This window comes from Bradyrhizobium sp. (genome assembly GCF_049798375.1).
In the GTDB taxonomy this organism is placed as follows: Bacteria; Pseudomonadota; Alphaproteobacteria; order Rhizobiales; family Xanthobacteraceae; genus Bradyrhizobium.
The window spans coordinates 1-11,702 of record NZ_JBARGP010000047.1 but is presented as its reverse complement, the minus strand read 5'-3'; the positions used below and the strand labels follow the sequence as shown (position 1 = coordinate 11,702).

The following is an 11,702-nucleotide window of genomic DNA, read 5'->3' as shown; positions in this document are numbered from 1 at the left end:
CGGGCATAAAGTACGGCCGCCGCTTTGCCATTTCCCCAGCCAGGCCCCGACGACCCGGCACCGAAGACAAGCGCCACCTTGCCCTGCACCCGTCCTTGAGCACGAGCTGCACCGCGCGCGAGTGAAGCGGTCGCATCTGACCGAGGCTGGGCCATCATGAGCTCCTCCAAATTTTTCCAGCGTACCACATCGTGGAACACTTGTTTCCGTTGTGCGAAAGGATTGCAAAACGGAGAAGAGCCTGTCAAGCGCGCCTCATACAACTCCGGGTGTTACACCTCCAAGGTCGGTCCGGACGGAGCAGCACGTCAGACAGTGGCGACCGGCGTTACCGGCGAGCCAACAGCGCCAGGCAAGCGCAGCGGCGGCGCCGTGAGAAGGAAGCGGTGGCGGTGATGCGCTTTGAGCCAGGCATTCAGCTCGGCAAAATGCCACATCTCCCCAAGATGGACGCCGAGCTTGAACAGGCAATGGCCGTGCAGCGGGACGAACGGCCGCGATCCCGTCGCCTTGCGCGAAGGAATGGCTTCCACCGCGTAGTTGTCGGCGGCGATAGCCACGACCCCACTATCGGTGATCCACTGCAGCAGACGCTGGTCGGTCCCGTCGAGCGCCGCGCACGCAGTGTGCAAGGTCTCGGCGTCGGGCTGCCGATGCATCTCCAGCAACATGCTCGAAAAGCCGGTATGGAGACAGAGCACGTCCCCATGTTCGAAGACCACACCATCGCTGTCCATGACCCGCATCAGATCGTCGTAGCCGACGTAGTGGCGAGATCTGCCGAAATGATTCTCGAGATCGACCATGACTCCCCGGCCCTGCACGCCGGTCGCAGCCATGTTCTCGATGCCGATCGCCGCCATCTCGCCGTCCTTGCGTTCGGACGGCGGGCGCACCTCAATCCCTGCACGATATCCGTTGTAGTAGACCAACTCTGCCACGCCGTCGCCATCGGCATCGAACATCTGTCCGATATGAGCGAGGCTGTCCCACTGCGTCGAATATTGCGTACACAGGAGAACGGCATCATCGCAGCCGGCGTCGCAATAATCGTGGCTCTCGCGGCTGAACGGATAGTTGAAGAAACTCTCGCCCCGCCGCTCGGTCGGACGGAGCTGCGGTGGGAACCGATGCGGCGCAAGCGCGCTGCCACCCGGGTAATCAAGCGGAAGGCTGAGGCAGAACACCTTGCCTGCCTTGACCTCGGCAACGCCCTGCTGAACCTTTTGCGGTGTCAGCAGGTTCAGCCGCCCAATCTGGTCGTCTTCGCCGAATTCTCCCCAATTCGAACCGGGCGGTCGATTGACCCATCTGCGTGTCTTCGCCTGCTGCGTCATTTTAATATCCATGGTCGACGGTCATCCCTTTTGCGCTTCCCTGCACTGATCCTGCTAGGACCGGAGCAATTCGCCGCGCGATTCAGCGCAGCACCCGCGGCCGGCCCAGTCGTAGGCCTTGCGCAACATCCAGGGCAGCAGATAGATCGGAACGTGACTGGCGGCAAAAAACAACATGATGTCCGGCGTCGACGCGGCGCCTAGATTGGCGCAGAGCACGGACATGTTACGGTTGCCGGTGAGCAGCGCCGCGGTTGCGCTGCGCCACGAACCGGCCCGCGCGAACAGAATGCTGCTTGTGATCTGGGCAGCAAGATTGGCCATAAAGGCAGCGGCCACATATTTGATGATATGGCCGGGATCGCTCATGAGCCGGTCGCTTACGCCGCCCATGAGCGAAATGCCAAACAGGACCAGAAGTATGATGATGGCGCCGTTGAGTTCGCTGGCTCTTTTCTCGAGCGCGACCTGGCCCGCGAGACGGCGTACAGCCCAGGCCATGGCAAGCGCCGCACCAATGAAAGCTGCGGTACGTCCCATCATTGTCAGCACATTCATCCCGGCAGCGACGCCCGCAAGCCAATTGATCAAATAGGGACCCGTCAGCGGCACGGCGATGATGCTGAGTGTCGCCAGGCTGGTCGCCAGGGTGACATCGAGACCAAGCAGCGCCGCGAACACGATCGCCGCCGTCATCGAGGGTGAGGCCGCCCAGACAATCAGTGCTTGGGCAAGCTGCACCGGGACATGAAGACTATGGATGATTGCTGCCGTAGCCACGGGCACCGCAACGAGCAGCCATATGAGCAGCAGCGCTGGTAGCAGAGGCCGGCGCCAAACGGCCAGCGCGACCAGTTGGATGTCCGCCTTGAGAAACGCTGCCGCAGTAAAGACAAGGACCAGCGGTGAAAGCCATTCCTGCAGCACGGCAGCAAGGTGCGGAAATATCAGACCAATGAAGACGCCAGCGACCAGGGCTTCTGTCGCATGCCGTCCCAGCCAGGCGAGCGCTCTCACTTCAACCTCCCAGGATCTGCCAAGCCAGATCGATCTCGGCGATATTAAATTGGTGTATGACCATGGTGTTGCTCACGGTCCTCGCGCGCAAGTGCAGGGCATCCGCTGCCCCGCCCGACCGGGTTCCCGTCGCCTAAATGCGCGCGCGATGGACGGCGAGTGGATTGAAGGCTTGATCGACCGGCATCAACTCGATGCTGTTGATGTTGGCGTGCGCCGGCCGCGTCACGCACCAATGAATGACATCGGCGATGTCGTCCGGGGTCATGGGCTCGGTGTCCGCGTAGACCGCTGCAGCCCTCGCCGCGTTACCCTTGAAGCGCACCTGCGCCAGTTCCGACTGCACCTTGCCCGGCTCGATGCTTGTCACATGGACCTTCGTGCCGAGCAGATCGGCGCGCATCGCCAACGAGAACTGATGGACGAAGGCTTTTGTCCCGCAATAGACATGGCCGCCCGGATACGGATACGAGCCGGCTACAGATCCCAGGTTGATGATATGTCCCTTGTTGCGGGCCACCATCCCGGGCAGGATCGCATGTGTGCAATACAGCAGCCCCATGATGTTGGTTTCGACGGTGGCCACCCAGTCATCCAGGTCGCTGCGCTGGGCTGGCTCGAGTCCAAGCGCAATACCGGCATTGTTGACAAGCACGTCCAGTGTGGCGAATTCCGCCGGAAGCTCCGCGAGCTCCTGCTGGACCGCGGACCGATTGCGGATATCGAGTTCGAGTGTGTGGATTGGAACGAGCTTGCCGAGCTCATGTGCCAACGTGTCAAGACGATGAGCGCGTCTTCCGACCAGGACGAGACGGGCACCGTGCAAGGCAAACCGGCGGGCGCACGCGGCGCCAATTCCGGCGGTTGCTCCGGTGATCAGAACCGTCATTCCCGATCGCGCGTGTCGTTCGCCAGACATCGTTGTCGTGCCGGCAACCGGCGCCGACCCGCTGGCCTGTGCATCGCGGGTCGACCTGTAGGCTTGCCGCGCAAGAGCGCACTCCTGCTCTTCGATATCCATCATTGCCTCCTTTTAGTCAGCAGACGCTGCGTGTGCGTATTGGGAAACCGGTGCGCCGACCCAGCCCCAAACAATAGCCTGCGCGAATAACGGATTGTCAGAGAAGCCGATCGTGGGGACTTAAGCCATCTCATGCGGATCCGGCGATGAGCTGCGGCTCGCGTCAATATTGATCACTCACGGCAACCCTGCCCGGCATCCGAGCCGGGTGGGCCACATCGACACCGACCATTGATGCGACCGTTTGAATGATCTTGGACGCCTGCACGCGATAGACGTCCTCAAGGGGCGCCGAATAGCCGACTGGGATGCGTGGTGAAGCGACCCGACGGACCGGCGCACGCAGTGTTTGATGCAGCTCCTCGGCCACCGTCGCCGCAATCTCCGCACCCAGCCCGACGTCCCGTACGCTTTCATGCACGACAACGATGCGCCGCGTGCGCGCGACTGACCACAAAACAAGTTGCTTGTCCCACGGCCACAATGTTCGCAGATCGATGATCTCGGCGGATACACCACAGCGATCCTCGAGTTCCTGCGCGGCGCGTACCGCCTCATGGAGCGCCACCCCCCAGGTGACGACGGTCAGATCAGTCCCGGATCGCACCACCTTGCCGACGCCAAATGGAATCGGCGCGACCTCCGCTGCCACCTCGCCGGATATGTTCCAGAGCTCCTTGGCCTCGAGATGCATCACCGGATCCTCACCACGGAGCGCTGTCAGAAGCAGTCCCGTGGCATCGGAAGGCGTTGCAGGGGCTGTCACGACCAGGCCGGGCACATGGGCAAACCACGCCTCGAAGCTCTGCGAATGCTGTGCTGCCGACCCTCGTCGCAGGCCCGATGGCATCCGGACCACCAGGGGTACCCTGCCCTGGCCGCCGAACATGTAGCGGATCTTGGCGGCCTGGTTGACAATCTCGTCGATAGCGGACAGCGCGAAATCGGAAAAGCGCGTCTCAACGACCGGGCGTGTCCCGAGCAAGGCTGCGCCGACGGCAGCTCCGACCATCGTCGCCTCGGCTATCGGAGTGTCGACGATGCGGTCGGGACCGAACTCATCGACAAGTCCCTTGTATTGGCCGAACACCCCGCCGTGGCGTATATCCTCGCCCAGGACCCAGATATCGGGATTCTGGCGCATTTCGTTCTGGAGCGCCGAGCGCGCGGCCTCCACCACCGTCATTGTCACTCCCATCATGATGCAGCTCCGGCGGTTTGGATGTCGAGGTAGGCTTCGCCGGCGTCAGGCCAGCCGGCAGCAAGCGATCGGGCTACGGCCAGCTCGATCAGATCCGCCTCCTGCTCTCGAACCCGATCGATCTCGGAGACGGCCGCACCCTGCTGGCGCAGCAGTTCGCGACAGCGCTCGATCGGATCATTGCCCCAGCGCATTTCGACTTCAGAGCTCGGCCGGTACGTCGCCTGGTCCGCGCAGGTATGACCGCGAAGTCGGTATGTCCGGCAATGAAGCAGCCTCGGGCCTGAGCCGGCGCGAACCAGCTCGATCAGCGCACGCGTCCTTTGATCGACAGCATCGATGTCGTTTCCGTCGACCGACTCGGCCTCGATCCCGAGAGCCAGCGCGCGGGACACGATCCCCGGCCCCGCACTGACCGACGTGGTCCGGGTCGTCGCAGCCCAGGCGTTATCTTCGCACACCAGCAGCAGCGGAAGCCGATAGGCCGCTGCAAAATTGAACGCTTCGAGGCATTGCCCCCGGTTGATGCCGCCGTCACCAAAGAAGGCAACCGAAATCGCATCCGCGCCTTTCATCCGTAGCGCCTGCGCTGCGCCCGCGGCGATTGCGATGCTCGCGGCGACGACGCCATTGGCCCCGATCATGCCGACGTTGAAATCGGCAATATGCATCGAGCCGCCCTTGCCCTTGCAGACGCCGGTGTCGCGGCCGAATAACTCGGCCATCATTGCCGTCGGATCGACGCCCTTCGCGAGCGCGTGGTGATGATTGCGGTGCGTGCTGGTGATGACGTCCTCGCGCCTGAGATTGCCGCAGACGCCGGCGGCGACCGCTTCCTGACCAACCGCGCTGTGAATCATCCCCCGGATATGACCGTCCGCTGCCGCCTGCTCCGCCGCGATCTCGAAGGACCTGATGCGGCACATCAGACGATAGAGATCCAGCATTGCCTGATAACTGCTCGGGGCAGCCGCGCGATCTGTCCGCTCCAACATCAACTGGTCCATGGCGATGACCTCACCGGTTCGAGAAAAGACACGAAGGGTTTGCACTTCAGATCGCGGCGCCGCCTTGACAGCGAACCGTCCTTGTTGTCCGCGCGATTGCGCAGCAGGGGCTCATCCGCCTGCGCGGGCGGAATGGGATCGAACCACGCGAATTTCTGAGATGTCGGAAGCCGCATCGACCGAATATCCGATCCCCCGCACCGTCCGAATGTGGTTCGGCTCACCGTGACCGCACAACGCCTTTCGAATGCGACTGATGTGAACGTCGATTGACCGCAAGGCCGCGTCTGCCTCATCGTGGACGGTTGCGCGGATTCGGTCGCGCGTGAGCACCTTGCGCGGATGCTCAAGAAGCTGCCGCAGGATGCGATACTCAATCGGGGTAAGGCTGATGGCACGCCCGCCTCGATAGACGCGATGAGCCTCGAGCTCCATGACGATGTCTGCAAACCGCAACACACCGGAGCTTGTCAGCGAAGATGTCTGCCGCAGCAGGTCATGGACCCGTTCAAGGAACGCCTCGGGCAGAAAGGGCTTCACGATGACGTTCGCGGGCTCCATGAAAAGCGTTTGAAACTGCGATGCAAGCTGGTCGGGGTGAACCGACGTTGCGGTCATGATGAGCACAGGCACGTGCCGTGTGCTGCGATCCTGGTAGATCTTCTGGCGCACCGCGTCGCACCCCTGGACCTGGATGACGTCCAGAGCGATCAGATCCGGGTGTTCGGCTGCCGCGATGGCGGGTGCCGCAGCGACGTCGTCAGCCAGAATGCAATCGTAGCCATTGTCCTCGACGACATATTTGAGCAGGCTGATGAAGCCGGTCTCGCCGGCCAGGAGGATGAGCGGCTTGGCGGGCGAAGGATTGAGCTCATGTGCCGCGCGGCGATGCCTGCCGGCCTGCATGCTGGATGATTGCGGCGGATCGAACCGCGCCAGCGCAATGGCCTCGTGCAAACCAGCGTTCCGGGTTGCCTTGCCAGGCGTGGCAAGGTCTTGAGATCGCACTGGAACCTGATTGACCTCGGATATTGCAATCTGCCGCCGCATCCTGCTCTCCCCGTTGCAGCTGCTGCTCCCACCGCGCCGAGCCGTCCGAGCTCAACGAGCAGCATGTGCTTGCAACGGGATGATAGTCACATCGGGCGGCAGCTGTGCAGCTACCGAATCTGGTAGTGGCCGGTCACACGTTGTTGCTGCCCGGACCGGAGTTGTATTGATAACGATACAAGCTCGTCTCTGATCAGGCGCTTGGCGGAGAGCCTGTGAACGGCAGGCATCGCAGATCGACAACCAGGGCCAGTCCGCTTCGGATGATGACGCGACATGTTGCACGAGGCATGATCGCCGTCTCACTTGATAGGAAGAGTAACTGTTAAGCATCTTTCGGATGTTGCAGCGGCAAAGCACATCTCACAATTGCCTCTGCGTCTTACTAGTACCAAGATACCGATTATATCGTCGTTAGTTCACACGGGAGCGGATCTCGCCATGCGGAGCTCTGCGAATCCAACAATGATTGGACTCAATCCGCCTGATCACCACGCCGACCCGCCGTTTGCGACGGCAGACATGGCAGGTCGGCATCTCACGGTTCGTGCGCACATCCTTCAACGGCCGTGCTGCGAGCAAAGGTCGACAAGCTGCCATGGCGCGGCCGGCGAATGCCTTTCCGCAGGGGCTCCGAGATGAGCGGTTGCAAGTTTTCAGGCCGGCATTTGCGCGGCAGCACGGCTCTGGAGCTGAAGCACCTGCGGTCGGCCGTAACGGCCGCGGAATCCGGCAGCTTTCGCAAAGCTGCGGAGTTGCTCAGGTTGCAGCAGTCGAGTCTCAGCAGGTCAATTCGTCAAATCGAGAACAGTCTCGGGGTGACAATATTCGAGAGATCGAGCGGAGGCATAAGTCCTACAGTTGCGGGACAAAGCGTGCTCCGCTTGGCAAGGACCATCCTCGAGGAATGCGATGCGCTGGTTTCGACGGCCAGGTCCGTGCAGAACAGCGAGACGGGCCGGCTCGCCGTCGGATTCTGCACGTCGCTCTCGGCGGGCAATCTGCAGGCCACTTTCCTCAGCTTCAAGCAGCTGGTCCCGCATGTCGAATTCGCGACCGTGGAGCGATCACGGACACGGCTGGCAACGGCGTTGCGGACCGGCATGCTTGATATCCTGATCGTCACCGGAAATCTTCCGTCATTGGAGGGCAAGACCATGCGATTATGGAGCGAGCGTGTCCTAGCCGCGTTGCCGCAGGACCACGCGCTTGCCGCGCGTGAGACGCTGTACTGGACTGACCTTCGGGGCGAAACGGTGTTGCTGAGCCATTACGATCCGGGCCGCGAGTTTGAGGACCTGCTGGTCTCGAAGCTGGTCGTACCTGAGGACCGCCCCATCATCCAGCGCCATGACGTCAGCCGCGGCATCATCAAGAGTCTCATCAGCATGAAGGCTGGTATCAGCCTCGTGCTCGAATCCGATATGGGCGCCAGTTTTTCCGGGCTGGTCTATCGGGAGCTACGCGACGGCGGCGGACCGAGCCGGTTCGAGTATTCCGCCTATTGGCGGGCCGAAAACGAAAATCCAGCCTTGAAGGCATTCCTGGCGATGCTTTGCGAGCGTTACCCGTCGCCTCGCCTGGCGAGATGACGCGCGCGGCGGGCCTTCTGAAAACCTCTGTCGGTGGCCATGAACCGTGCCAGCATTGGCCCGATCAGCCTGGTGGGATCCTTGATCGGCTGTCCGATCTCGCACGTGAGGATGTCGGCATAGGCGACGAGGTCCTGGTGGATATTGGCCGGCAATTCGAGGGCGAGCTTGACGGGCTTGTTGTCCTCGATGGCACCGAGCTTCAACTTTGCCATCGCCTATCTCCTGAACGGCTCGAGCACCAGATCGCGATTGACCATCACCCTGACCGGAAATCCCGGCCGGATCGTCAAGGTCGGCTGGATGTTGAGATTGCGTCGTACCACCTGTTGGCCGGTCTGATTGAGGCTGTCGCCTGCCCCGCGACGCAGCGCCTGAAGAATGGCGTCGTTGCTGCCGGTCGCATCTGTTCCCGAGTTCACCTCGGTCCCCATCGATAATAGCGTCGAAAGCGCAGCTGCACCGAGAAGCTCCTTCCAGTGGTTGTCCACCTCATCCTCCAGTCCGGAATATCCGGCGGCGTCAGCACCGGGCTGCCGCTCCAGCACGATCGAGCGCCCGTTCGGCATGATCAACCGGGTCCAGACAAGCAGAACGCGCGACTGTCCGAACGCCACCTGGCTGTCATACGTTCCGATCAATCGCGCCCCCTGCGGGATTAGCAGGGCCCGACCGGTCGGCGTGTCATAGACCCGTTCTGTCACTTGTGCGGTGATCTGCCCGGGCAGATCGGACCGGATCCCTGTTATCAGCGCCGCCGGAATCACTGTTCCGGCCTGGACAACAAACGCCGACGCAGGCCTCGCCAGGCGATCGGCACTCGTTGTTCTCCGATCGACGGGTGAATTGACGAAGGCGATTTTCCGGTCCTGCCCATTTTGGGCAAATGTCTCGTCGGAGGACGCGCCTGCGTTGGAGGTGGTCTCGCTCGATGCCGGCGTAGCGGCGACTGAGGGGCGAACATTCGTGCTGGCAAACACCTTGCTGGTGCGGGCGGCCTCGGTTTCCTGGTCTGCGCGCTGCTGTTCAGCATCGATGACGGGCGAGCCGGATTGGGATGAACCTTGTGCGGCGACGACAAGATGGCCGAGACCTCCCGGCAAAGGCTTACCGAGAAGCGGTGCATCGCGCCGGATCGCCCCGTAATCCTTGGGCAGGCTCGCGAGTTCATCGGCGACCTCATGATGGTCGATGGAGTACGATCGTTCACGGTCGGGAGCCCGCTTCGATCTGTCCTGCAGAGCCCACAGCACCGCACCACCGATCATCGCAAGCGCCAGGGCGGTACCGCCGGCCAGCACTTTCCGCGAGAGCCGCACGACCTGGAAAGGGTGCGCGTTCAGCCGCTGCGCTTGCCTGATCTGTTGCTGCTGGGAGGGCCCCGAAACGGCCGTATCCTGCTCACGCGCTTGCTCGGAGCTGGTCATGCGGACTTCCCGTCGGTTCGGGTGATCCGCACCTTCTGCTGGTTTTCCCCACCGAGCCTCAGTTCTGCTGCGGCAAACAGCCGATCGACGATCAGCACATGGCCGTAGACGCGGTAGTTGACGAGTTCGGGCTTGCCGTCAGGGCCGATCACGAAGAGTGGCGGCATCTCGCCTTGGCCGATTCCGGCGGAGAATTCGATATAGACCTTCTGCCCGTCGTCATAGGCGCTGAGCGGGCGCCACGGCGGGCTGTCGCCATCGATGACGTAGCGATAGCGACGCAGCTTCTGCTCCGGAATGATGGCCGGCGGCACCGCGCGACCACGCGCGGCCCGGTCCTGCGGATAGAACCAACTGACCGAAGGCATGTAGAGTTGTCCGCGGGACCGCAGCTCCATCAGGTAGGTGCGCCGATCGGTATTGATGACGAGGTTGGTCTCGATCGCCGGCCGGGTCGGCTTGACCAGGATATGCACCTGCCGGTTATCGCCGCTGCCGCTCTCGGTATCGCCGACCACCCAGCGCACGGTGTCGCCGGCGGCGACCGGTCCCGAGCCGGTCAGTTGCTCGCCGGGCTCCAGCGCAATATCCGTGATCTGGCCGGGCGCGGCATAGATCTGGTAGAGCGCGCCCGGACTATAGGAAAATACCTGCACCGCATTGAAATAGCCGGCCTTGCGCGGTTGCACCCGAGCGGCATCGTTTGCGCTTTCGATCCGCCCGGCCGGCTCGCTGGCTTCGGCGCTTCTGCCCCCGCGAGCGGGCTGCCAGGCCGGCGGAATATGCAGCGGCCGGCGATCATCGTCCGCAAGCGGCGGCGGATCCGATGGCGCTCGCAGTTCGGAATCATAGCTGATCTGTGGAGGCTTGACCGCCGCGCAGCCTCCTAAAGCGGACCCACAGATCAGGAGAGCCACAGTCAAGCTCGGCCAAATTCCTTGCGACGCAACGATGGGATCTGACGGCATTGCTAGGACAGCTCCTTCGACCAATTGATCGCGTTGACGTAGATGCCAAGGGGATTTTTTCGCAGGCGATCGAGGTCGCGCGGCATCTGCACCACGATGGTGAGGATGCCGCTCCACCGCTCGGTTGCGGCGAGCTGACCGTTTTCGTAGCGACGCTCGGTCCAGGCCACGCGAAAACTGTCGGGTGAGGCGCGAATGACGCTCGACATCTCGACTGCGACCTGGATCTTGCCGACCTGGTCGAACGGGTTGCTGTTGCGGGCGTAGTCGTTGAGCACGGCGGCGCCACGGTCGGTCGTGAAGTCATAGGCCCGCAGCCAGTCCTGACGCAGCACGATCGCGTCCATCGGCAGGCCCCGCACGTCCTCGATGAATCGGGCGAGGTGAAACGCGATCTGCGGATCGTTGGGTTGATAGTCGGCATCCGCGGGCGCGAGTGTCCTGGCCTCGCCGAATTGGTCGACCTCCACCACCCATGGCGTGACCGTTCCGCGCGCAGACTGCCAGACCAAGCCTCCAGCAAAGCCCGCGGACAGGACAAGACAGCCAAAAGCCATGAGCCGCCAATTCCGGGCCTGGACCCGCGCCGAGCCGATACGGTCGTCCCAGACCTGCGCGGCGCGTTGATAGGGCGTGATTGGCTGTGGCGTGCGCCCGTAATGAACCGCCGATCTTCTGAACATGGACTGACCTCATGAGATGGCCGGCAACAGCATATGGGCCGGCGAGCCTCAGTGTTTCTCTTGCGAGAGATCGACAGACCCGCCGCTCCCGCCGCGATCGCCCGAGCGGAGCGCTTGGGTCGCGGCCGACGCGCCCTGACTGATGACCCTCGCCCGCTTCATGCGGCGAACCCATGCGGGCGCGCTTTCCGGCACGGAGGAGGACGCGTTGTCAACGTCGCCTGAGTGCACATGGCTGGTGCCTTGACGCCCGGCCAGCGGGCGCAACGCGCTTGTCGCAGCCGGGGCTCCTGCATCGGCCGCGCCCGAAAGTCCGCCCGCGCCGAACGCTCCGGAGGTGCCGCTCGCGAATGCCTTCATCCCCGTCGCGGCACCCGTGGCCGCACCGCCCACCAATGC

11 protein-coding genes and 2 pseudogenes are annotated in these 11,702 nt (G+C 62.8%); 1 reads left to right on the top strand and 12 read right to left on the bottom strand.

Translation table 11 applies throughout. The features are described from left to right. The 7 genes and pseudogenes from WA702_RS01595 to WA702_RS01565 form a co-directional block, all read right to left on the bottom strand. Window positions 1-248 (bottom strand): annotated as a pseudogene (locus WA702_RS01595) (hypothetical protein); the annotation flags it as partial. A gap of 60 nt (window positions 249-308) precedes the next feature. After that, window positions 309-1,337 (bottom strand): cyclase family protein, encoded by a 1,029-nt coding sequence (locus tag WA702_RS01590; protein WP_425108772.1) that lies wholly within the window; start codon window positions 1,335-1,337, stop codon window positions 309-311. A 54-nt stretch (window positions 1,338-1,391) separates the two neighbouring features. After that, a complete protein-coding gene (locus WA702_RS01585; RefSeq protein ID WP_425108771.1) occupies window positions 1,392-2,354 on the bottom strand; it encodes a hypothetical protein in 963 nt (320 codons plus the stop codon). A gap of 133 nt (window positions 2,355-2,487) precedes the next feature. Beyond that, window positions 2,488-3,243: an SDR family NAD(P)-dependent oxidoreductase gene (locus tag WA702_RS01580; protein WP_425108773.1), complete on the bottom strand. Its 756-nt coding sequence runs from the start codon at window positions 3,241-3,243 to the stop codon at window positions 2,488-2,490. A 295-nt stretch (window positions 3,244-3,538) separates the two neighbouring features. Further along, a complete protein-coding gene (locus WA702_RS01575; protein ID WP_425108770.1) occupies window positions 3,539-4,576 on the bottom strand; it encodes an alpha-ketoacid dehydrogenase subunit beta in 1,038 nt (345 codons plus the stop codon). Next, complete coding sequence (locus tag WA702_RS01570; RefSeq protein WP_425108769.1) at window positions 4,573-5,523, bottom strand: thiamine pyrophosphate-dependent dehydrogenase E1 component subunit alpha; 951 nt, start codon at window positions 5,521-5,523, stop codon at window positions 4,573-4,575. Before WA702_RS01570 ends, WA702_RS01575 begins: the two co-directional genes overlap by 4 nt. 171 nt (window positions 5,524-5,694) lie before the next feature. Then, window positions 5,695-6,633 carry a winged helix-turn-helix domain-containing protein gene (locus WA702_RS01565; protein WP_425108768.1) on the bottom strand — a complete coding sequence of 313 codons (939 nt, stop codon included), beginning with the start codon at window positions 6,631-6,633 and terminating at the stop codon, window positions 5,695-5,697. Window positions 6,634-7,247: 614 nt separating this feature from the next. Between WA702_RS01565 and WA702_RS01560 the strand changes: the two genes are divergently transcribed. Beyond that, window positions 7,248-8,225, top strand: a complete 978-nt coding sequence (locus WA702_RS01560; protein ID WP_425108767.1) for a LysR family transcriptional regulator — start codon at window positions 7,248-7,250, stop codon at window positions 8,223-8,225. On the opposite strand, the gene WA702_RS01555 is transcribed toward WA702_RS01560, so the two are convergent. The 5 genes and pseudogenes from WA702_RS01555 to WA702_RS01535 all read right to left on the bottom strand — a co-directional run. After that, window positions 8,198-8,440, bottom strand: a complete 243-nt coding sequence (locus tag WA702_RS01555) for a DUF2274 domain-containing protein (protein ID WP_425108766.1) — start codon at window positions 8,438-8,440, stop codon at window positions 8,198-8,200. The genes WA702_RS01560 and WA702_RS01555 overlap by 28 nt on opposite strands. A 3-nt stretch (window positions 8,441-8,443) precedes the next feature. Then, window positions 8,444-9,652 (bottom strand): TrbI/VirB10 family protein, encoded by a 1,209-nt coding sequence (locus tag WA702_RS01550; RefSeq protein WP_425108765.1) that lies wholly within the window; start codon window positions 9,650-9,652, stop codon window positions 8,444-8,446. Beyond that, complete coding sequence (gene trbG / locus WA702_RS01545; RefSeq protein ID WP_425108764.1) at window positions 9,649-10,620, bottom strand: P-type conjugative transfer protein TrbG; 972 nt, start codon at window positions 10,618-10,620, stop codon at window positions 9,649-9,651. The genes WA702_RS01550 and trbG overlap by 4 nt, the downstream gene beginning before the upstream one ends. Before the next feature lie 2 nt (window positions 10,621-10,622). Next, window positions 10,623-11,303, bottom strand: coding sequence for a conjugal transfer protein TrbF (gene trbF / locus WA702_RS01540; RefSeq protein ID WP_425108763.1), 681 nt, complete (start codon window positions 11,301-11,303; stop codon window positions 10,623-10,625). Window positions 11,304-11,351: 48 nt separating this feature from the next. Next, a pseudogene (locus WA702_RS01535) lies at window positions 11,352-11,702 on the bottom strand (P-type conjugative transfer protein TrbL); the annotation flags it as partial.